This is a genomic window from Bacillus sp. 22190 (assembly GCF_052045575.1).
GTDB classification, from domain to species: Bacteria; Bacillota; Bacilli; order Bacillales; family Bacillaceae; genus Bacillus; species Bacillus altitudinis.
This window is the reverse complement of the sequence record NZ_JBQEPF010000005.1, coordinates 38,896-61,167: the sequence shown is the minus strand read 5'-3', so window position 1 is coordinate 61,167 and position 22,272 is coordinate 38,896. Positions and strand designations below refer to the sequence as shown.

General features: G+C 40.3%; 22 protein-coding genes, 1 pseudogene and 1 other annotated feature. Of the genes and pseudogenes, 8 read left to right on the top strand and 15 right to left on the bottom strand.

The window, feature by feature from the left end:
• The first annotated feature begins 117 nt into the window (after positions 1 to 117).
• Positions 118 to 2,418, top strand: a complete 2,301-nt coding sequence (locus tag ACTJKA_RS08655; RefSeq protein WP_019743703.1) for a helix-turn-helix domain-containing protein — start codon at positions 118 to 120, stop codon at positions 2,416 to 2,418.
• Positions 2,419 to 2,453: 35 nt separating this feature from the next.
• On the opposite strand, the gene ACTJKA_RS08650 is transcribed toward ACTJKA_RS08655, so the two are convergent.
• On the bottom strand, positions 2,454 to 2,825 hold the full coding sequence (locus ACTJKA_RS08650) for a winged helix-turn-helix transcriptional regulator (RefSeq protein ID WP_008343017.1): 372 nt from the start codon (positions 2,823 to 2,825) through the stop codon (positions 2,454 to 2,456).
• 154 nt (positions 2,826 to 2,979) lie between these two features.
• Between ACTJKA_RS08650 and ACTJKA_RS08645 the strand changes: the two genes are divergently transcribed.
• A complete protein-coding gene (locus tag ACTJKA_RS08645) occupies positions 2,980 to 4,167 on the top strand; it encodes an MFS transporter (RefSeq protein ID WP_008343016.1) in 1,188 nt (395 codons plus the stop codon).
• 13 nt (positions 4,168 to 4,180) lie between these two features.
• The gene (locus ACTJKA_RS08640) at positions 4,181 to 5,020 is read left to right on the top strand and encodes an aldo/keto reductase (protein WP_039168372.1); all 840 of its coding nucleotides are present in this window, start codon (positions 4,181 to 4,183) and stop codon (positions 5,018 to 5,020) included.
• A 44-nt stretch (positions 5,021 to 5,064) separates the two neighbouring features.
• Here the strand turns inward: ACTJKA_RS08640 and ACTJKA_RS08635 are convergent, their stop codons facing one another.
• From ACTJKA_RS08635 to ACTJKA_RS08610, 6 genes are all read right to left on the bottom strand, one after another.
• Positions 5,065 to 6,564: an extracellular solute-binding protein gene (locus ACTJKA_RS08635; RefSeq protein WP_440607692.1), complete on the bottom strand. Its 1,500-nt coding sequence runs from the start codon at positions 6,562 to 6,564 to the stop codon at positions 5,065 to 5,067.
• Positions 6,565 to 6,589: 25 nt separating this feature from the next.
• Entirely contained in the window at positions 6,590 to 7,450 is an 861-nt protein-coding gene (locus ACTJKA_RS08630) for a carbohydrate ABC transporter permease (RefSeq protein ID WP_098680761.1), read from the bottom strand.
• Positions 7,451 to 7,668: 218 nt separating this feature from the next.
• Positions 7,669 to 8,421 (bottom strand): NAD-dependent epimerase/dehydratase family protein, encoded by a 753-nt coding sequence (locus ACTJKA_RS08625; protein ID WP_411230103.1) that lies wholly within the window; start codon positions 8,419 to 8,421, stop codon positions 7,669 to 7,671.
• Positions 8,422 to 8,473: 52 nt separating this feature from the next.
• Positions 8,474 to 9,376 carry a dienelactone hydrolase family protein gene (locus ACTJKA_RS08620; protein ID WP_047945261.1) on the bottom strand — a complete coding sequence of 301 codons (903 nt, stop codon included), beginning with the start codon at positions 9,374 to 9,376 and terminating at the stop codon, positions 8,474 to 8,476.
• 130 nt (positions 9,377 to 9,506) lie between these two features.
• Positions 9,507 to 11,921 carry a leucine--tRNA ligase gene (gene leuS / locus ACTJKA_RS08615; RefSeq protein ID WP_048001444.1) on the bottom strand — a complete coding sequence of 805 codons (2,415 nt, stop codon included), beginning with the start codon at positions 11,919 to 11,921 and terminating at the stop codon, positions 9,507 to 9,509.
• A 97-nt stretch (positions 11,922 to 12,018) separates the two neighbouring features.
• Positions 12,019 to 12,240 (bottom strand) — a binding site (T-box leader).
• Between the two features lie 102 nt (positions 12,241 to 12,342).
• Positions 12,343 to 12,672, bottom strand: coding sequence for a DUF4257 domain-containing protein (locus tag ACTJKA_RS08610; protein WP_008343006.1), 330 nt, complete (start codon positions 12,670 to 12,672; stop codon positions 12,343 to 12,345).
• Positions 12,673 to 13,097: 425 nt separating this feature from the next.
• On the opposite strand from ACTJKA_RS08610, the gene ACTJKA_RS08605 reads away from it, so the two are divergent.
• On the top strand, positions 13,098 to 13,901 hold the full coding sequence (locus ACTJKA_RS08605; protein WP_007501884.1) for a PAS domain-containing protein: 804 nt from the start codon (positions 13,098 to 13,100) through the stop codon (positions 13,899 to 13,901).
• A gap of 282 nt (positions 13,902 to 14,183) precedes the next feature.
• A complete protein-coding gene (locus ACTJKA_RS08600) occupies positions 14,184 to 14,882 on the top strand; it encodes a sunset domain-containing protein (protein WP_440607691.1) in 699 nt (232 codons plus the stop codon).
• A 60-nt stretch (positions 14,883 to 14,942) separates the two neighbouring features.
• Here ACTJKA_RS08600 and ACTJKA_RS08595 read toward each other — a convergent pair whose 3' ends face one another.
• Genes ACTJKA_RS08595 through ACTJKA_RS08570 form a run of 6 tightly spaced genes read right to left on the bottom strand, consistent with a single transcriptional unit; the run spans position 14,943 to position 19,412 of the window.
• Positions 14,943 to 16,253, bottom strand: a complete 1,311-nt coding sequence (locus ACTJKA_RS08595; protein ID WP_113747076.1) for an ABC transporter permease — start codon at positions 16,251 to 16,253, stop codon at positions 14,943 to 14,945.
• Positions 16,243 to 16,941 carry an ABC transporter ATP-binding protein gene (locus tag ACTJKA_RS08590; RefSeq protein ID WP_007501890.1) on the bottom strand — a complete coding sequence of 233 codons (699 nt, stop codon included), beginning with the start codon at positions 16,939 to 16,941 and terminating at the stop codon, positions 16,243 to 16,245. Before ACTJKA_RS08590 ends, ACTJKA_RS08595 begins: the two co-directional genes overlap by 11 nt.
• 21 nt (positions 16,942 to 16,962) lie before the next feature.
• On the bottom strand, positions 16,963 to 17,958 hold the full coding sequence (locus tag ACTJKA_RS08585) for an ABC-2 transporter permease (protein ID WP_017358352.1): 996 nt from the start codon (positions 17,956 to 17,958) through the stop codon (positions 16,963 to 16,965).
• Entirely contained in the window at positions 17,952 to 18,830 is an 879-nt protein-coding gene (locus tag ACTJKA_RS08580; protein WP_007501894.1) for an ATP-binding cassette domain-containing protein, read from the bottom strand. The genes ACTJKA_RS08585 and ACTJKA_RS08580 overlap by 7 nt, the downstream gene beginning before the upstream one ends.
• Complete coding sequence (locus ACTJKA_RS08575; protein WP_017358353.1) at positions 18,823 to 19,215, bottom strand: GntR family transcriptional regulator; 393 nt, start codon at positions 19,213 to 19,215, stop codon at positions 18,823 to 18,825. The genes ACTJKA_RS08580 and ACTJKA_RS08575 overlap by 8 nt, the downstream gene beginning before the upstream one ends.
• A gap of 17 nt (positions 19,216 to 19,232) precedes the next feature.
• Positions 19,233 to 19,412, bottom strand: a complete 180-nt coding sequence (locus tag ACTJKA_RS08570; RefSeq protein ID WP_008342991.1) for a hypothetical protein — start codon at positions 19,410 to 19,412, stop codon at positions 19,233 to 19,235.
• A gap of 204 nt (positions 19,413 to 19,616) precedes the next feature.
• Here ACTJKA_RS08570 and ACTJKA_RS08565 point away from each other — a divergent pair.
• A pseudogene (locus ACTJKA_RS08565) lies at positions 19,617 to 19,777 on the top strand (IS1595 family transposase); the annotation flags it as partial.
• Between the two features lie 35 nt (positions 19,778 to 19,812).
• On the opposite strand, the gene ACTJKA_RS08560 reads toward ACTJKA_RS08565, so the two are convergent.
• Together ACTJKA_RS08560 and ACTJKA_RS08555 are read right to left on the bottom strand one after the other, a co-directional pair.
• A complete protein-coding gene (locus ACTJKA_RS08560) occupies positions 19,813 to 20,145 on the bottom strand; it encodes a hypothetical protein (protein WP_251185812.1) in 333 nt (110 codons plus the stop codon).
• Positions 20,146 to 20,294: 149 nt separating this feature from the next.
• Positions 20,295 to 20,570 carry a YtzC family protein gene (locus ACTJKA_RS08555; RefSeq protein WP_019743687.1) on the bottom strand — a complete coding sequence of 92 codons (276 nt, stop codon included), beginning with the start codon at positions 20,568 to 20,570 and terminating at the stop codon, positions 20,295 to 20,297.
• Between the two features lie 152 nt (positions 20,571 to 20,722).
• Here ACTJKA_RS08555 and ACTJKA_RS08550 point away from each other — a divergent pair, with 152 nt between their 5' ends.
• Both ACTJKA_RS08550 and ACTJKA_RS08545 read left to right on the top strand, forming a co-directional pair.
• Positions 20,723 to 21,688: a TIGR01212 family radical SAM protein gene (locus ACTJKA_RS08550; protein ID WP_017358356.1), complete on the top strand. Its 966-nt coding sequence runs from the start codon at positions 20,723 to 20,725 to the stop codon at positions 21,686 to 21,688.
• Complete coding sequence (locus tag ACTJKA_RS08545; protein WP_251185813.1) at positions 21,685 to 22,263, top strand: tRNA (mnm(5)s(2)U34)-methyltransferase; 579 nt, start codon at positions 21,685 to 21,687, stop codon at positions 22,261 to 22,263. Before ACTJKA_RS08550 ends, ACTJKA_RS08545 begins: the two co-directional genes overlap by 4 nt.
• Positions 22,264 to 22,272: the final 9 nt, after the last annotated feature.

Sequence of the window (22,272 nt, the reverse complement as noted above, 5' to 3'; positions counted from 1 at the left end):
TACATAAAACATAAGAAAATGATCCTAATCTCAGAAAATGATTATTGACAAACCTACCAGATTTTTGGATTAATAAACTAAGGGGAAAAGATTGTTTCGTTTGAAATGGGGGGTTTTATGAAAAGAAAGCAGTATAAATTTTATTACAAGCTGGTGACGTTTTTTTTCGTGCTTAGTACGATTCCTGTTATTATTGTCGGTATTTTTTCTTATCAGCATTCGCAAAAAACTGCACTCGAAAATATTTCAAATGAAAAGCTGGACAGCGTCAAACAAACGCAATCCAATATTGAGCATATTCTAAAGACAGTAGATCATTCTCTCACTCACTATGTCAGTTCGCCGCCTCTCCTTCAAACACTGGCAGAACCTTTAAATCCAGACCAATTCCAACTTTATAATCAAGTCCAGCAAGAACTGAATTACCTGCAAACCTTCGACACCGATCTCTCCAATATTACACTTGTTAGTAAAATGGAAGATTGGTATATGAACAATTCTGGTCTTTATCATGTCTCAAACGGAGATCAAGAGAAAGCGTTAACCTCTTACCTCAATATTCCGAGTCATTCCAGCTGGGCACTTGAAGAAAATAATCCACTTGTCTCAACAAAAGAAGGAAAGACATCCTTTTGCAAATACAATGTGAATTTAATCAAGCAGCTTCCGATGAATAGTGTCCAAAAAAAGGGGATCGCCGTAGCCAGCATTCCAAGCTGCGTGATTGCTGACAACATGCCTGATTTCTCTCAATCTGATAGTATGTTTGTCATTGATACAAACGGAAAAGTGCTGCTACATAATCGAAAAGAACAAATTGGTGACTCGTTAAAAAATCAAGATTTCGTCAAACATGTCCTGTCACTTGAAGAACGATCCGGACAATTTGATATGAAAATCGATGAACTAAACTATCAAATTACGTTTCAAAAATCAGATTATAACGAATGGACATACTTATCCTTTGTCTCCATTCCAGAACTAAAGCAGCAAACGAAATCAATTGGGTGGATCACCTTTATTATTTGCTTTATTTTGTTAGCGCTTTCATTATTATTTTCATGGTTTGGCTCTAGACACTTTTATAAACCGATTCGCTTATTATACGAATCCTTTGCACGTAATGAGTCGTTTTTGCATAAACAGCCTTTCCAAAATGAATTTGAGCTCATCGAATCGAGCATTAAACAAATGAAAGATCAAAACAATGATCTAGAGGAACGAATTGAACAGCAAGTGACACACTTACAGCAATACTTTATGGTGCGGCTGCTGCTTGGCAAGCTGACGGAAGAAGAGATTCACAACCGATTTCAAAGTCTAGGCTTTCCTCGTGACTGGTCCCATTTGTCCATGCTTGTGACCCAAATCGATACACTAAAAGGAACGCCGTATGAAAAAAAGGATGCAGACTTGCTTTTATTTGCGATAAATGGACTGATTGAGCAGATTATTCCGCTAGAGGAGCATCTTCAGCCAACCGTTGTCAATCAGCATCAAACGACGATTGTCCTCAATCAATCGAAGTCAGAAGAGGAATTTACTGAATATTTAAATCAATTAGCCGAAACAATTCAGCAGCGAATTGAGGAAGAGCTGGGCTTGTCGATCAGCATTGGGATCAGTCGCTCATTTAAAGAGCTCTCTATGGCCAAACATGCTTATATTGAGGGAAAAGAAGCCTTAAAATACAGGCTCAAGGCAGAGAAAAAATCCATTCTTTTATACGAGCATATTCAGCAAGGAAAGACGTTTAAGACTCACTTCCCAAAACAGCTGCAGCATGATTTATTTGATGCCATTAAAGCAGGCGATCAAGGCAAGGCAGATCACTATTTACATGTGCTTCTGCAATCCATTTTTTCTAAAAATGCTGGACCACATGAGTACCAGATTGCTCTCGCTCGTTTTTTAAACAATCTCATCGAGCTGATGCATTTGCTAGGCATTGAATTGTTTGAAGTCGAAGATAATAAAATGCTCTATGATACGATCTTTGAGTTTAAAACGTTTGAAGATACAGAAGCGTGGCTGAAACATGAGATCATTCGACCCATCATTGATCAGCTCGGCGCACGTGAAGACTCTCAATATAAAAATATCTCAGAGAAAATCATTCATATCATTCATCAAGAATTTGACTCAGATCTGACATTGGACGAAATCGCTACACGCCTGCACTACAATCCAAATTATTTAAGTAGTATTTTTAGAAAAGAAATGGATATCTCCTTTAGTGAATATCTCTCGTCTTACAGACATCATGTCGCCAAAAACTGGTTGGTAGAGACGGATATGTCGGTGAAAGAAATTTCGGAAAAGCTAAAATACAAAAATCCGCAAAATTTCATCCGCTCCTTTAAAAAGCTGGAAGGCACGACGCCTGGAAAATACCGTGATCAGAAAAAAGGCACATAAAGCAAAGTCCCGCTCTCACAAGAAGCGGGACTTTTTTATTTAAACTGTTCATTTAGAATACTGTCTTCCAGCACTGAAAGCGGCTCGCCATACACTCGTTCAATATGGGCTGCCCCCCAATCACATAACGCATTCAAAATTCGCTCAAGTGACTGTCCGTATTCACTTAATTCATACTCCACTTTAGGCGGCACTTGTTCATATACAATGCGGTTAATCACACCGTCATTTTCAAGCTCTCGCAGCTGCTGTGTGAGCATTTTTTGGGTGATATTTGGCATGAGGCGCTTCAGTTCACTCGTCCGCTTTTTCCCATGTGTTAAATGACATAAGATGACACACTTCCATTTCCCGCCGATCACCTCAAGCGTTGCCTCCACAGAGATATTATATTTCTTCTTTTCCAACGTCTCTTCACTCCTTTTGATGCTGTACAGGCACTTTTTAGTACCTATATTACAAAAAAGTACGTACTTTTTTTTCTGTCATCTATGTTAGATAATAACTCTTGCCGATCGGCTTCGTCTATCAAAATGTCATGAAAGAAGGATGTGAATCACGATGCAAAACAAACAAAATCACTTTGCCCTTCTCGCACTAGCGATTAGTGCATTTGCTATAGGTACAACTGAATTTATCTCTGTAGGTCTTCTGCCGATGATCTCAGAAGACTTTGGCGTGAGTGTCAGTCAGGCCGGCTGGACCGTTTCTTTATATGCGCTCGGTGTTACCTTTGGCGCACCAATTCTAACCTCACTTACGTCAACAATGAAAAAAAAGACATTGCTTCTGCTCATTATGCTCGTCTTTTTGATCGGAAATACACTCGCCACGATTGCCCCGACTTTTTCTGTACTCTTAATCGGACGAGTGATTTCAGCCCTATCACATGGCGTATTTATGTCGATTGGCTCGACCATTGCCGCAAGCCTTGTGGTGAAAGAAAAGCGGGCAAGCGCTATTGCCTTTATGTTCACTGGTTTAACAGTCGCTACTGTGACCGGTGTGCCATTCGGTACGTTTCTTGGTCATGAGCTCGGCTGGCGGACGTCATTTGGTGTGATTGTCATGATTGGCCTAATCGCACTGATTTCTAACTATTTCCTTGTTCCGTCTCAATTGAAACAGGGCGTGAAAACAACGTTTAAGGATCAAGCAGCCTTATTAAAGTCGAAAAGAATGTTGCTTTTATTTGTCATTACTGCTACAGGGTATGGAGGAACCTTTGTCGTCTTCACCTATTTATCCCCTCTCTTACAGCATGTGACAGGTCTTGCGCCTGGAACAGTTGCCTTGATCCTGCTGTTATACGGGATGACCATCGCCGCTGGGAATGTCATTGGCGGAAAAGCAGCGAATAAACAGCCAATGAAAGCACTGATTTATATGTTTATCATTCAAAGTCTCATCTTGTTTATCCTTAGCTTTACTGCTGGATTTATGGCACTCGGGATTGGAACTGTAATGCTGATGGGACTGTTTGCTTTCATGAACGTACCCGGCCTTCAAGTTGCCGTCGTTGATTTTGCAGAAAGGTATACACCCGGAGCTGTCGATGTTGCTTCCGCTCTTAATATCGCTGCCTTTAATGCAGGTATCGCCATTGGTTCATTTTTAGGCGGCATCGTGACAGATACCCTTGGGCTTGTGCATACCGGCTGGGTTGGCGGCATCATGGTGCTCATGGCGGCTATACTCACGATGGTGAGTCATCAAATCGAACAAAAAGAATACAAACAAACCATTTAAAGGAGACTTTCATATGAACGATTTACAAAGTACAAAAACATTAAACAACGGCGTCCGCATGCCAGGATTTGGTCTTGGGGTCTTTCAGGTTGAAGAGGGAACGGAATTAATTGAAGCTGTTAAAACAGCCATTCAATTAGGATATCGCAGTATTGATACAGCTTCTATTTACGGCAATGAAGAAGGCGTTGGACGAGGCATACAACTTGGTCTAGCAGAAACAGGCCTTCGCCGCGAAGACATCTTTGTGACATCCAAAGTGTGGAATGCCGATTTAGGATATGAAGCGACACTAAAAGCATACGAAGACAGCCTGAAAAAACTTCAGCTTGATTACCTTGATCTGTATTTAATTCACTGGCCAGTTGAAGGGAAATACAAGGAAGCATGGCGCGCGCTTGAAACGCTATACCGTGAAGGAAAAGTCAGAGCCATCGGTGTGAGTAACTTTCAGCCGCATCATCTAGACGAATTATTGAAAGATGCGGACATCATTCCAGCAATTAATCAAGTCGAGTTTCATCCAAAACTCACGCAGGAAACGCTGTTTACGTATTTGAAAACACATGGTATCCAAATGGAAGCCTGGTCACCACTTATGCAGGGAGAGCTGCTGCACCACCCGCTGATCACGGAGCTTGCGGGCACATACAGCAAAACACCTGCTCAAATTATTTTGCGCTGGGATGTGCAAAAAGGCGTCATTACGATTCCTAAATCAACGAAAGCTCATCGTTTAAAAGAAAATGCCGATATTTTCGATTTTGTCCTATCTGATGAGGATATGAAGCGCCTGTCTGCCTTAAATGAAAATAAACGAATTGGTCCTGATCCAGACAACTTCGACTTTTAATAAAAACACCCCCGCTTTTTACTAAGCGGGGGTCTTCATGTTCATCATTTTGATTTTTTAAAGGAAGCTTCATATTCTTCTATGATTTTATTTCCACCATTTGATTTCCACTTCTCTACATCTTTCTTAAATTGTTCTTCGTTGATATCACCAAGAATGAACTTATAGGTCGCATCATCGATGATTTTCTTCAATTCATTTCCTCGCTCTGATGCTGTTTCTGAATACAGGCTTTCAGCAGGGTTAGCGACAATGATGTTTTTATTGTCTTCTTCTAGCTCTTCATATTTTGTACGAACTGCATCGCCTTTATTTTTCAAGTAACGTTTATCAATCCCTACGAGGCTGACAAGCGGCTGTACATCTGTCTGCCAGCTTTTCACTTGGCTTTCTTCCCTCACAAATGTATTTCCATCTTGTTTGTTATAGTGCTTTCCATCAATCCCATACGTCATGAGACCATACACGTCTTCTTCTGCAATTCGGTCAAAGAAAGCCAAAATTCTCTTTAACTCTGCTTCTGATTTGACGCTTGTTTTTGGGAAGGCGAAGATGCCATTATGGCCGCCTGATGCCCATACACGTTCTTTGCCATCTGGGCCTTTGATTCGGTTGATAATATCCACTTCCATGTTTTTATCTGTTGCATCATCTCTTAAGTTCACTGCATCTACCATATTTCCAACATAGATACCCGCTTTTCCTTGTGAAAACAATTCTTGCTGCTGCGTTTTGCTTGTGACTGGGAAGTCTTTGTTTATATAACCATTGTCACGCAGCTTTTTCATATATTTCATTGTATTCATATACTCATCTGTCATAAAGTCTGGCGTAAATTTGCCGTTTTCTTCTTTCCAATCTGTTGGCATTCCTTCATAAGAACCGAGCGTTTTAAATGCACCGTAAATCAAATCGTTACGGTCTGTAAAACCAATTGTATCGTCCTTGCCATTTTTGTTCGGATCTTTTTCAGTAAATGCCTTGGCTACTTCATAAAGGTCATCCAGCGTTTTTGGTGTATCCAAATTTAAATTTTCAAGCCAATCCTTTCGAATGACAATCCCTTGTCTTGAAAGTGGTCTCTCTCTATAAATGCCATAAAGCTTCCCATCGATAGAGGCATTTTTATTAATCAGTTCGTTCATCTTACTTAAATTTGGATAATCCTTTAAGTATGGACCGATTTCCCAGAACATGCCTGATCTAAACGCATTGATAGCAGATGAATTCTTAATGTCTTGAATCGTCACAATTTGCGGGAGGTTCCCTGCGGCAAGTGCTGAATTTAAACGGTCTTCTTTCACCGCATCAGGCACCCACGTAATATCAAGCTCTGTATTTGTGAGCTTCTCAATCTCTTCTAACACTGATTCTTTTGGCGGCTGCTGATGATACAAAATCGCCATCCATGACAGCTTCACCTTTTTGTCTAAATCAACCTTTTCATCTGATGAGCTTGCTCCTTTACTTGAACAAGCTGACAGAATACCGCTTGCGGCAAATAACAAAACAAAGGCAATCAGCCATAATTTCTTTCTCCCCATAAGATCCCTCCGTTATTCCATCTTTTTAACCCTTTACAGAACCTAGTAATGCCCCTTTGTTGAAATGCTTTTGAATAAATGGATAGACAAGCAGAACGGGAATGGTCGCCACGACGATGACCGCCATTTTAATGGTTTGGTCTGGCGGCGGTGTTGATGAGCCCATATCTGACATATCTCCCTGCATACCGCTTGATACAATGACGATTTGTCTTAACAGGACCTGAATTGGCCATTTCACCGAATCGTTTAAATATAAAATGGCTGTCATGTACGTATTCCAATACGTCACGGCATAAAAAAGTGAAATCGTCGCAATAGCTGGCAAAGAAAGTGGCAGCACGATTTTAAAGAAGATCCCTAAATCGTTACAGCCGTCCATCTTCGCTGATTCTTCAAGGCTTGCCGGAATGTTTTGAAAGAAGTTTTTCAAAATGATCAAATTGAATGCATTGATGGCCACTGGCAGAATGAGTGACCAGTAAGTATCAAGCAGCCCTAGTGTTTTCACGACAATAAACGTCGGAATCATCCCTCCGCTAAACAGCATCGTGAAGACAACGAGAAACATGAGGGTTCTTCGGCCCTTTAGCTCTTGACGAGACAGCCCATACGCCATGAGTGAGGATAAAAACATGCTGACCGCTGTTCCAACGAGTGTCACAAGAATGGATACAATCAGGCTGCGATACACAATATCTGTAGAAAAGATATAGCGATAGGCCTCTAGAGAAAACGTCGTTGGAAACAAAATAAACTTCTTTGAGATGACCTCTTCTACTGTCGCAAAAGAGGCGGCAATGACATGGATGAACGGGAGCACACATATTAATGCGAACATGAGTAGAAAAGAGTAATTAAATACATTGAACAATCGGCCTTTAATAGAACGATCTATGTTCATCACGCCCTTCCTTTGTAAGCGTTATCATTTCGTCTGAACATAAGCTGCAGCCTTTGACGATATCGTGATTAAAATGTAACAAACGGGGGAAGAAAGCGTCTATAATCATCATGACAGACCACAGAGATGATCATGCCATTCGTGCTTTTAGCCTCATCAATGAAAAGAAAAAGATCATGAGCTAATGTCATGATTATGCCCTATGCCTGATCGTTTTCTTTCAGAATTTCTGCCGTATTGACATCTGGCCTGTAGCCTAACTCCTGCTTCGTTTTCTCAGTAGACCAAGGTTTTCCTTCGTTTTCTGATACGGCATAATAAGTCCCGAATGGAACGTCCGTTTCGATGGCAGCCTTGATCATGCCGAAAAGGTCTTCATGTGAAAGAAGCGTTCGTTTCGTTCTTTTTTTGGTGTGCAATCCTTCCATCTCATCTGTCACGACGGTTCCAATTCTCAAATTGATGACAGACATACCTGTTTGATCGTGAAACAAACGCCCAAGCTGTTCGGAAGCAAATTTTAAAATGCCATACACATTTTTCGTTGCTGGTACATCATCAGTCGTAATTTCTCGCCCTAGTAAGGAGTGACCATCTTTTTCATAGCGATCTGTCACATGATTACTGCTTGCAAAAATGACTTTTGGAATGCTTAACCTGGTCGCTGAACGAAACATATTATACGTGCTTATCCAAAACACCTCATTCATTTTTGCAAACTCCTTTTCATTCATCACATCATGCGTCATGTCTATGTTTAAAAGATGAATGATCACATCTGTATCTCTTGGAATGGCTTGAAACAACTCAACATCATTTGCCGCATTTGCAAAAATGACTTCTTCTACACATCTTGTTTGATCAATGATGGTCAGGTCATACTCCGAAGAGAGCTCTTTAGTTAATAAACGTCCGATGACACCACATCCGCCAATCATGGTGATTTTTTTCATCTGTTTCCTCCTTCATCTTCTATCGGAGTAGTATGTCCATGCCGTCTATTGATTACAGCCACTTTTTCAAAAAACGTGTAGCCTCGTGGCGCATAGCAGCCGTTTCAAAATGACCTGCATGTAGACCTATAAGCTGATAACGTTCCTTTAAGGAAGCAGCTTGATAGGCTTGACTTAATGTCTGTTGAATTCGTCCAACACCTTCAGCAGGAGTAAGCTGATCATGCTTTCCAACTAAGCTTAAATGCGGTCTTGGGAAAATCATTTCTTGGATGTCAGCTGCTGTAAAGTGCTTAGCTAAGCTCGGTACATAATAGTAAAAACCGTGTCTATCTAAATGATTTGTTTCAATCAATGTGTGATGATCAACCTGTGCGCAAAGATCCACACACACACTGACCCTCTCATCAAGTGCTGCCGTCCACCATGAAAGAAGGCCGCCCATTGACATCCCAAAAACAGCTAAACGCTCTGGAAGCACATCAGAGCGGGACAGCAAATAATCAATTGCACACATGCTCTCATACAGCATCATGCCCCACATCACTTTTCCTGTTAACAGCATTTCTTTGAAAATTTCACTTTCTGTTCTCCCCCTTCTTTCACCAAATCCCGCATGATCAATCGCCAACACACTATAGCCTTTTGAAGTGAATTCTTTTGCGTATGAAGGCGCTTGCAAATAATGAGCCCCCTTCAATAACTCTTCTTTCCCATCCACATAATTCCCACCATGAGAATGCTGGAACAAGACAACAGGCCTTTTTTTCACTGTATCTTTCGGCTTCACAAAATAAGCCGGAACTTCCTCCACCCCATGAATAGAGAGAATGAGTGTTTCTACTAAGTACGATTCACGTTCCTCAATCTTTAACGTATACGCCTCTACACGATGGCGCTCCGGCATTTCCCCTAATAAACTGAGCAGTTGTTCACGTTTGCTTTCCTTTTCCATTGACGTCACTCCTCATTTTCTTGATCAACTTGTTAAATACGAGATTGATGGAGGAATTACCTTGTTTTCGACAAAATTATGTCCCGGGAAATAAACAACACCCATCGGCTGATACCGATGGGTGCGTTCATTAGTTTGCGACAATATTGACAAGTTTTCCAGGAACCGCAATCACTTTACGGATTGTTTTCCCTTCAAGCTGTTCTTTTATCCGTGCATCATTTTTCGCAAGCTCTTCTAGCTGCTCTTTTGTTGCATCAGCAGGAACCGTTAATTTTGCTTTCACTTTTCCATTTAACTGTACGACAATTTCCACTTCATCATCGACAAGTTTTGACTCATCATATTGCGGCCATGCTTCATAAGAAATAGACCCTTCATGACCAAGTTTATTCCAAAGCTCTTCCGCTACATGCGGTGCAATTGGAGAAAGAAGTTTCACAAAGCCTTCTGCATATTCTTTCGGCAGTGTGTCAGCCTTGTATGCATCGTTGATGAACACCATTAATTGTGAAATCCCAGTATTGAAACGTAAGCCTTCATAATGATCTGTTACCTTCATGACGGTTTCATGGTAGCTTCGCTCTAATGGCCCGCCAGATTGCTCTGTCACTTTATCACTGATGGAGCCATCTTCATTTGTAAACAGACGCCATACACGATCTAGGAAACGACGAGCACCATCAAGACCTGTTTCAGACCAAGCAATTGACGCATCTAAAGGCCCCATGAACATTTCATACAGTCTTAATGTATCTGCACCATGAGATTCTACGATATCATCTGGGTTGACAACATTCCCTTTTGATTTACTCATTTTTTCATTATTTTCACCAAGAATCATTCCTTGGTTGAACAATTTCATGAACGGTTCTTTTGTTGGAACAACACCAATATCATACAAGAATTTATGCCAGAATCGTGCATATAGCAGATGAAGCACAGCATGTTCTGCTCCACCAATATACACATCAACAGGAAGCCATTTCTTCAGCTTTTCAGGCGATGCAAGTTCTTCTGTGTTATGTGGATCAATATAACGTAAGAAGTACCAGCAGCTACCTGCCCATTGTGGCATCGTATTCGTTTCACGGCGGCCTTTCTTACCTGTTACAGGATCTACAACCTCAACCCAGTCTTTAATATTGGCTAAAGGTGATTCACCTGTTCCGCTTGGCTTAATCTCAGTCGTCTTAGGCAAAATCAGTGGAAGCTCTTCCTCTGAAACAGCTGAAGATGTTCCGTCCTCCCAATGAATAATTGGAATTGGCTCTCCCCAGTAACGCTGACGGCTGAACAGCCAGTCTCTTAAACGATAAGTGACTTTCTTTTCACCTTTTTGATGTTCTTCCAGCCATGCAATCGCTTTTTCAATTGCTTCTTCTTTCCCTAAGCCGTTTAAGAAATCAGAGTTGATGTGCTTTCCATCACCTGTGTAGGCTTCTTTGTCAATGTCTCCACCTTCGACAACCTCTTTGATGGGAAGATCGAATGTTTTGGCGAATTCATAATCACGCTCATCATGAGCAGGAACTGCCATAATCGCTCCAGTGCCATATGTGGCTAACACATAATCTGCAATCCAGATCGGCATCTTTTCCCCATTCAATGGATTGATGGCATAAGCACCTGTGAAAATGCCCGTTTTCGTTTTAGCAAGATCTGTTCGCTCTAAGTCACTCTTAGATTGAATTTCTTTGATATATGCTTCAACTGCTTCTTTTTGAGCAGCTGTTGTAATTTTTTCAACTAGTGTATGCTCTGGTGCAAGAACGGCATATGTTGCACCAAATAGTGTATCAGGACGTGTTGTAAACACAGTAAACTGTTCGTCATGTCCTTCTACTTCGAAGTGAACATGTGCACCTTCAGAACGTCCAATCCAGTTGCGCTGCATGTCTTTGATGCTTTCAGGCCAATCAATGTCTTCTAAATCTTCTAATAGCCTGTCCGCATATGCTGTAATTTTTAGCATCCATTGCTTCATTGGACGTCTTTCAACAGGATGCCCTCCGCGCTCACTTTTCCCATCAATGACTTCTTCATTTGCAAGGACTGTACCAAGTGCTGGGCACCAGTTTACAGGTACTTCATCAATATACGCCAATCCTTTTTCGTACAATTTCAAGAAAATCCACTGCGTCCATTTATAATAATTCGGATCTGTCGTGTTAATTTCTCGATCCCAATCATACGAGAAGCCCAATGATTGAATTTGGCGGCGGAAATTATTAATGTTCTCTTCTGTAAATGCAGCTGGATCATTTCCTGTATCCAGCGCATATTGTTCCGCTGGAAGACCAAATGCGTCCCATCCCATTGGATGAAGAACATCGTATCCCTGCATACGTTTCATACGTGATAAAATATCCGTTGCTGTGTATCCTTCAGGATGCCCTACATGAAGCCCTGCTCCTGATGGATAAGGAAACATATCTAGCGCATAAAACTTTGGCTTATCTTCCGAGTCAGATGTGGCGAATGTTTTATGTGTCAGCCAATAATCCTGCCACTTCTTTTCAATTTCCCGATGCTGAAAACTCAATGTGAAAACCTCCTTTAATGTGTACGGCTTTATCTGCACAGATGACCACTGCAAGAATTCAGATTTTTCTAAAATCAACAAAAAACCCTCATCCCTAGAAAGGGACGAGAGATTTTTTGGTTCCCGCGGTACCACCCTTGTTAGCGTCATGAACTGTTCATACGCTCACTTAATATCTTTAACGCAGACATGCGACAGAAGCTTTAACGCAACTGCAACTCTGAGGCGAGTTCAGAAGCAGATTTGATTGACTTTCACCAGCCGTCAATTCTCTAAAGACAAATACTGCTTTCCTACTACTCCTCTTCACTGTTCTTATCGTAACCGTCATCTAAGTAGTATTTTATAGAATTATGATCATAAGTGCAAGCAGGTTTGTATACAATGGGAATGTACCCTAGACTAGGGTAAAGTGAGGATATTATTCGTGTGGAGATCGGTTATGACGGTTGGAGCCTGCATCCTGTGAACGTTCTTCTCTCACAAAATCGAAGCTTCGCAGAACTGCTTCTCCTCCGTAACCTGAAATAATGGATAAGATGATCAAGTGCAGACTAGATTCGGGATTTGAGGATAAGACAAGCAGTGTAGCAGCAATCATCCCAACGAGCCAATCTTCAATAAACCCTAGATAAATAAACTTCTTTGTCATTCTGGGCTTCTCTAGCCTGCCTTTTTTCTTTACGTGACCGAGAATGCCCATGACCCCTCCAATGGCGCAAGCAATAATGACTTGTTGCAGCATTTTCATCACCTTCCTAAAGCCCTTAGAATAGTAAAGCGACTTCAGGCTGTCCAGCCCCCTGTAATGCCATTCTGCTGTTCCGTCATAATCCATGTAAAAGGTCTATTCTCTCTAACGAAGAAAAAAAGCTTGTTTCTTCCATTATATGTGAATGACCCAAAAACAATCTTGATGCATTGGAATCATTTTTACCTAATCCATATTAACTATTTTTGTCATTTTATGAATTTTCCTCAAATGATCCCTTCTTTTTCTAATGAAAAGTCTCCTTACTTACTCTATTCTAATGGAGGACAAACTATGATGACAAATTTAACAAAACGATTGCAATCATTGAAACAGAACATATGTTATGTTACGTTTAAAAAGAATTCATTTGGTTTTAAAAAAACCATCTTAAATGTCTGATAGTAGCAGCAAAGGAGGGTAATATGGTCAGCTCGAACATCTTCGGCTTGCAAAAACAGCTTGAACTCATAAAAAAAGCGCTGGATCATGCGCGGATTGGTGTTGTCATTACAGACCCTTCTTTAGAGGATAACCCTATTGTTTATGTGAATCATGGCTTTACACAAATGACTGGATACAAACCAGATGAGATTCTTGGACGTAATTGTCGATTCCTCCAAGGAAAAGACACAAATCAAGAGCAACTTGCCTTAATACGTCACGGAATTCAAAACAAAACACCTATTACCACACAGCTCAAAAATTATAAAAAAGACGGTACTTTTTTTTGGAATGAACTCAATATAGATCCTCTATACATTGAACAAGATGACAAAACATTTTTTATTGGCTTTCAAAAGGACATTACAAAGCAGAAAGAATATGAACAACTCCTAGAAGATTCCTTACAGGAAGTCACCTCTCTGTCGACGCCAATTGTCCCAATCAAAAATGGTGTTTCCGCTCTTCCACTCATCGGAAAATTATCAGAAGAACGCTTTGATGCCATCGTCGCGAAGTTAACTTGTATATTAGAAGATTCAAAGGATGATTATTTAATTGTAGATCTTTCTGGTTTAATCGATGTCGATGATTCCGTTGCAGCGCGAATTTTCAAACTGCATCACCTGCTGAACTTAACTGGAACTGAACTCATCATCACTGGGATCAAACCACAGCTTGCGATGAAAATGAAAGACTTAGATACAGACTTCCAGAATACGATCACTTATTTAACGGTAAAAGAAGCAATCAAAGGATTGCCATTAGCTGAAAACCCTGTATAAATAGGGTTTCAGATTGTTGACAAAGGGCTAAAATGATCTTTATTTTAGCCCTTTGTCTTCTTTTCAGCGTGATAGAAAACCTTTGCAGTCTAGGAAGGACGAGTACCGGAGCGGAGCGAATTTCACATTCGTGAGCACCGGCACACAGGACTGACACCGAATGCGAGGGTTTGTCTACACGCTGAAAACCCTGTTTAAACAGGGTTTTTTTAATTGAACCGCTCCCCAAAATGGAAAAATGAGGTATGATAGGTGTAAATAGTGATATAGGGGGGCTGCCAGATGATGATGTTACTCATCATAGGTCTTTTATGTATTTGTTTCGCCATAGGATATGCCGTCAATTATTTATTACTTAAACACCAAAATCAACAAATCTTTTCAAAAAAACTCTTCTATCCTTTTTTGACCATTGGTCTTCTTTTTTCTATTATGTCATTACCGTTTGCCGGCACAGGTGCTCCGAAAGCACAAGCAGATCCATCTTCTGAACAGCTGCTGAAAGAGCAAAAACAATTAGCATCTGACATTTCTCGTCTAAAGGAAGACAAAGAAACGCTGACGGCCTCTTTAGAAGACGTGACCAAAGAAAAAGAAAAGCTATCCAAGAAATTAGAAACCATCACCTCCGAAAAGAAGACAGTCAAACAGCAAGAAAAAACCATCCATGAGCTTGAAGAGAAAATAGACAAGCTCACCTCTACAAACGAAACACTCAAAAAAGAACACCAGAAAGTAAACAAAGACACCACGTCATCGGCCCAGCGATCTGCTCCTAAAGATGATGGGTCGAATACTGGCGGTCATGAGTCACAAAAAGAAACAAAAAAAGAAGCTGCCGCCTGTAATATTAAAGGAAGTGTCAACGGCATATATCACACACCGAGCAGCAGATACTACTCACGGACAAAAAACGTGACCAAAATGTTCTGCTCCGTAGAAGAAGCTGAGCGTGCAGGGTACCGGGCACCAAAGCAATAGACATCTTTTGACGATAAAAAAACCTCCTGTCAGCCCACTATAGGTACAGGAGGTTCTTCTTTAAATTTCTCTTCTTAATGCTGTTAATACATTCGTTTTTGTCGCCTTACGTGCTGGATTGAGTCCAGAAATAATGGCGACTCCTGCACTAATCACTGTTGCTGTGACCACAAGGCTTAGCGGAATATAGGAGAAGGTGATCGAGAATTGATCACTGGATCCCCCTTCAGACATAGAAGACAAAATTGCTGGAATGATTAAATTCACTGCAAAACTAACGATGTACGAGATGATAATCCCGATGATCGATCCAATTACCCCAATATAAGCACTTTCCATGAGGAACATTCGCTTAATAATGGAAGGATTCGCACCGATGGCTTTCATGATCCCAATCTCTTGTGTCCGCTCTGTTACGGCCATTGTCATCGTATTGAAAATGCCGATCGCCGAAATAATCACCGCAATACATCCAACAAAGATGAGTCCAATTTTAAAGACTGTAAAGAACATATCCATTCCTTCAAGCTGATTCGTCACAGAGATAACTTGATAGCCGTCATCTGTCAGCTTATCTGTGAGCGCACCGACATTGTCGAACTTATCAGCATAGACAGACGTCATTTTTTCGACATTTCCTGCATCAGGAGACAGATCGAGCACTTGACTAAATTCTTTTTCATAAGCATTCGGAATAAGAATTTTATGATCCTGCTGCCACTCCAAATTCGGTTTCTTCAATACACCGACGACACGGAAATCGAACGTCTTTTCTTTCACCACTTCATTTTCTTCATTCAGTTTTGGCACCTTGATTTGAATGACTTTGTTTAAAATTTCCTTCGTATAGCCTTTTGGCTCTTCCGGTGTATCTTCACCATTTGATGTCTGATTCATTTCTTTTTCATAGTCTTTTCGTTCTTTTTCCGTCCAAAGTTGTTCTGCCATTTGATACCCAACTACAATTTCATTCGCCGATGTTGGGACTTTTCCACGGTCTAGTTCAAGGCCTGCCTCTTTTTCTTCTTTCATATCTGTCAGTACAGCCTGCGTATCACTTGAGCGATTATCGAGCTCGACGTGAACCGATGGAATGATTGACGTTCTCGCAACGACAGATTTCGCATGATCATATTTCTTTAAATCGTCAACCTTGACGTCACCTTTTTCTTTGCCTAACACTTTAATTTCTGTGATAATTTGTTGTTTCATGATTTCATCTTGAGCCGATTTTTGCAGACCAAAACCAACTGACGCTAGAACGATTAAGAAAGAGCATGCCATTGTCGTTGCAAGTATGGTCATAAACACACGCAATCTATTTTTCTTCATATTTCTTCTGATGAATTTGACCTGATCTCTAAATTTCAATGGACTGATCCCCTTTCTTTAATACACCATCATGAAGCTGGAACGTTGTGTCTGCGATTGAAGCGACTTCATCGTCATGTGTAATGATGACAAATGTAATTCCTTTTTCACGATTAAGCTGCTGGATAAAGGCTAGAATTTCGCCTTCAGTTTCTGAATCCAGACTGCCTGTTGGTTCATCTGCTAAAATAATTGACGGATTAAGGATCAAGGCTCTTGCAATACTCACACGCTGCTGCTGTCCACCTGACAGTTCATTAGGATAATGCCCTGCGTGATGTTCAAGACCAACTCGTTTCAGCATTTCCTTTACTTTCACTTTTCGCTCAGACGGCTTCACACCTTTTAAAGTGAGCGGAAGTTCAACGTTCTCATATGTTGTTAAACTCCCGATCAATTGAAAGCTTTGAAAGATAAAGCCAAAATGATCTAACCGAAAGTCTGCCCATTCTTTCTCATTAAAGCCGGTCACATTGGTGCCATCAACCATAATTTGTCCGCTTGTTGGCGTAATATATCCCGATATTAAATTCAGTAAAGTTGATTTCCCCGAACCGCTTCGTCCGACGATACATGCAATTTCGCCTCTTTTAATAGACAAATCAATGTCTTTGAGCACAGGAATCTCGTTCTCCCTGCCCTTTTTCCCAATTTTAAACACATGATCTAACGATTGAATTTGAATCATCTCTACTCCCCTGCTCTCTGTTTATCTTTTTCGATAGATTAAGAAATAACTCGTCAGCGCGCCTACAGCTCCACCGATTAACATGCCAGCGATATAACCAAAAATGGAATTGTCTGAAGAAAATCCAACCCAGCCAAATCCTAGAACACCGAAGGCAATGACCAATATCTGAATGGGCCTATCCATTTTAGGGTAAACAAAGAATCGTCCATTTCGTTCAACTGGATGTTTAATAAAACTAAACAAACCAATGAGATAAAATACGATTAGCATCACAATTGGCACGATGAATTCTACACCTGTAAACCAAATTGGATTTTCAACTAAATTTCGAAATTGAAAACGGTCTGTTATATAAGTAATTGGAGCTATGGGCATAATAAAGTAGTCATAACTGATATCAACCCAACTTCTATCCGTTTTTAATAAATAGTCTAAATGAAACATCGGTAGCCAAATTAATAAATAAGGTAAAATTGATGTACTGAATGTAACAATGGCTTGACTAATTGCGCTTCCTGTTAAAGCACCTGCTGCAAGACACAAACTATAAAACATTAAGGTGGACACAAGTGCAATCAAATAACCACTGTTAAACGCAATCGTATATTGTGGTTGAATGCATAAAATGAGTATATAAGTAAAGACATATGACAATACATGAACAAGCGTGATAATTCCGGCACCTAGGAAAAACTTTGTGTGATAAATGGTCGTTCTGCTAAACGGCAAAGATAAAGTAAAATCAATTTGCCCTTTATTTCTTTCAAAACCCAACTGGGTAATTGCAAAAATTAAACTCATCGTCCATGAAAAGGTGATAAACATATCAGAACCGAAATCATAATAAAAGTAATTATCGAGTGGTGTACAAGTCGGATCGTTTAAACAAGTTTGAAAGGATGAGTATCCCATTAAAAAGGATAATGGCGTCGCAAAGACCGCAACAAGCATCACTAAAATGAATGTCAGCTCAGACTGCTTCCATTCCTTATATAACAATTGCCGCTTTACCATCTGCGTTTCCCTCCAAACTTTGCAATGAATACTTCTTCTAAATTTACAGGCAGTTCATGCCAGACTTTTGGTTCAAGCGATTTCAAATACTCTTTTGCTTCTTCATCTGTTTTGAGTACAAGTGCTGTATAGAACACACCCGCTTGATCTAAGATGGCAACGCCTTTTTTTCTAATACTTAAGTTCATATCCTCTTCAAATGCCATCTGGATTTTGACGTAGTCATTCTTTAATTCATCTAAATCCATAACACTTGTGAGCTGATTTCCTTCCAAAAACCCGATTCGGTTACACATACGCTCAATATCCTCTAAACGGTGTGATGTAATTAAAATCGTTGTTTGTCGTTCTGCCACCTCGTCAATCATCAGCTGAAGAACGTCATTTCTTGTGACTGCATCAATCCCGTCTGTCGGCTCATCTAACAAAATGACTGCTGGTTTGATGGCAAAACTTAAAATGAGAGACAGCTGTTTCTTTAAACCTGTCGACAATTCACGGTATTTCACTTTTTCCGGAATCTCATACCGGTTCACAAGCTCATTGGCATATGTCACGTCAAACTTTGGATACAGTTGTTTTAACAGCTTCACAAGCTGTCCATAATTGTACCGGTCAAAGTAGGGATTTACGACTGGCATATACACAATATTTTGCTTCACTAACGGGTGGTCTTTTACGAGTACATCTTTAAAATAAATCTCTCCTTCATCTGGAAGAAGGATTTGCTGAATCAAGCGAAGAAGTGTTGTTTTACCAGAGCCATTCCGGCCAAGCAGACCAAAGATCTCTCCTTCGCCTATCTTGAAGGAAACGTTGCTGAGTACTTCACGTCCATTTAATTTCTTTGATACATTTCTGACCTCAATCAACTTGGTTTCCTCCTTTTAGACTTGAGCCGATCTCCTCCAACCACTCTTTGAGTTGATGAATATCAATACCGGCATAATGAGCTTCAATAATGAGTTGCCTTAATTGCTCCTTCATCTCTAACACCTTCCCTTCATTCAGCTTTAACTGTGCACCTTCTGTCACATACGTTCCACGGCCTCTTAATGTTTCAATAATTCCTTCCCGTTCAAGCTCTTTATACGCTTTGCTGACGGTGTTTGGATTCGCAATAATAATGGTGGCAAGCTCTCTCACAGAGGGCAGTTTGTCACCTGGTTTCATCACGCCTTTTAAGCACAAAATTTTTAACTGCTCAATGATTTGTTCATATATTGGTGCAGCGCTTCTTGGATCTATTTGAATCATGATGGCTCCCTCTTTTCTCATTCATGCTTTTGCAGTCCTATCGCTTGATCATGTCCTTGCATTAAAGGGACCGAATTTGGAATAAAATCTTTTTGAACTTCAAAACCAATGAAAACGAGAACGAAAAAAAATGTACATGCTAACGCAACAGCCAGCACCATCCACTTTAAATTGATTGGTTTTTTTTCTTTTTTCATGGTTAAACACCTTTCTTCACGTTTAAGTGTCTATAGTGTATTAGTTGATGTAGTACACTTAATACAATATAGACACTTGATTGAAAAGTCAAGGGACTCTAGAAAAAAATAGGCAGACGAACCAGATAAAATTTACGAAACTACTCAAAAGCATTCGTGAAGTCAGGTTTTCTTCTGGTTTAGGGTGTTCAACACGTTCATAACTTTCATAATCGCCTGAAAAAGTGGATGGAGCGTTTTAAGGAGTTGCAACAAAATATTTGGAAAACTACCTCTGCTGGTTCCGATGGCTTGATAAGGAAAAGAATGTAGCATTTGAAAAACGAGTAGAGCAAATGCTTGTTTTAGCTTGTCAAAATGCATAATAAAAGACCCCGAATATTGAGGTCTCTACAATGTTTTAATTAGATACTATTACTTTGTTTTTGGACTTGCTTTTGAACAGGATTAGCACCCACCATACTAATAAAAATATATAGCCTATAACTGTAAAGATAGACCAAACTGCACCCTGTCGCAATTGACTAAATAAGTGTTCAAATTCATTCATTCCTTCTACTCTACCAATGCTATTTATCAGGCTAATCATCGGAATTGTAACAGTAAATACAATGGTTAGAATAGACAATCCCCTATGTTTATTTTTCACAACACTGAATATTGCGGTTCCTAATGTTGCTAAGAAAAACAAGTAATATAATGCCCAAAACCAATCAGGAAGAGTCTCCCACATTTCTTCTACCCCCTTGAAGATATTTGCAATTTCTATATATAACATACTTTAACAGAACAAAAACCTATGACAAATATATATCCAAAAACAACAATCTTTGCGAAAACAGCCAAAAAATAAAACAGACCCTTAAAAGAAGGATCTGTTCATCATTCGTTCTCGTATGAAATACCTAAAATCATTTGGTTTTGCAGACTTTGAATTTGTACACGCGTTCTGTCTAAACGTTCTCTTTGCTGATCATTGGCGACATCTTTTAACTTTTCTAATTCATTCACTGCATCCTCTAGCATGAGCTGCGCTTTTGAAAATTCTTCCTCGTTATAATGTTCTTGGCGAGAGCTCAAATCAAACTGTTCGCTTGCAAACTCAAGAGTCTCAGTGCTTTTTTGGACAAATTCATCGATTGATTTTCTAGTTGCCATCTAGCCATCCCTCCATTTCATCATTTCTCTCGCCTATTTTGCCCACGTAAAGCTTTTTCACTAAAGAAAATGTTGGACAGATTCAATTGTCCTCTTTCGTGATTTTTGTTAAACTTTAAGGATGCCTATTATTATGCAAGGAGGTTACTGACTTGGATCAGCATAACCCTTTTTTATATTCAAACAGCGAAAAACGTTATCACACATGGAATTATCATTTGCGTGAGCACTTTGGTCATAAAGTATTTAAAGTCGCATTAGACGGCGGCTTTGATTGTCCAAACCGTGATGGTACTGTCGCACATGGAGGTTGCACATTTTGCAGCGCAGCAGGATCTGGTGATTTTGCAGGGAACCGTGCGGATGATCTCATCACTCAATTTAATGAAATCAAGGACCGGATGCATACAAAATGGAAAGACGGAAAATACATGGCGTATTTCCAAGCTTACACAAATACACATGCGCCGCTTCCTGTTTTAAAAGAAAAATACGAAACCGTTATGAATCTGGATGGAGTGGTTGGTTTATCGATTGCCACAAGACCTGATTGTCTGCCAGATGACGTCGTGGAATATTTAGCTGAGTTAAATGAGCGGACGTATCTATGGGTTGAACTTGGTCTACAAACTGTACATGAGCGGACAGCGATGCTCATCAACCGTGCCCATGATTATGAATGCTACGTAGAAGGTGTAGAAAAACTGCGAAAACATGGCATTCGAGTCTGTTCACATATCATCAACGGTCTTCCTCTTGAAAACCGAGATATGATGATGGAAACAGCAAAAGCTGTCGCTGATTTAGATGTGCAAGGAATTAAAATTCATCTACTTCACCTGTTAAAAGGAACACCGATGGTGAAGCAATATGAGAAAGGCAAACTAGAATTTCTCAGCCAAGAGGAATATGTCCAGCTTGTCTGTGATCAGCTGGAGATCCTGCCCCCAGAAATGATTATTCATCGTATTACAGGCGATGGTCCCATTGAATTAATGGTAGGTCCAATGTGGAGTGTGAATAAATGGGAAGTGCTCAATGCCATTAATGCTGAGCTTGAAAGACGTAACAGCTACCAAGGCAAACGCTTCGTCAGATTGGAAGAAGCGGCAAAATGATTTTAAAACGGATGCTCCCTTTTAGTAAAGAGCTGTTAGAGCGTGCTTGTCAAAAAGGAGATATTGTCATTGATGCAACGATGGGAAATGGCCATGATACACACTATTTAGCTGACCTTGTCGGAAAGGATGGACAAGTTTTCGCATTCGATGTACAGAAGGAAGCCATCGAGCAAACAAGCAAAAGACTTGGTGAGCACTACCCTTACGTTCACCTTATCCATGACGGACATGAACAACTTGCTGAGCATCTGCCAGCCGAAGCTTATGGTCACATATCTGGTGCAGTGTTCAATCTTGGGTACTTACCAGGAGGCGATAAAACCGTCACAACTCATGCCCCTACGACCATTGAAGCGATCAAACAGCTCATGGATTGGCTTAAGCCTGGAGGTCTGATCGTTCTTGTGATTTACCACGGGCACCCCGAAGGAAAAAAAGAGAAGGACATCCTTCTTGATTATTGCAAAACACTCCATCACGAAGAAGTACAGGTGATCTCTTATCAATACATGAATATTCAAAACGATCCGCCCTTCGTGGTAGCCATCGAAAAAAAACTCAAATCCTCTTAATGGATTTGA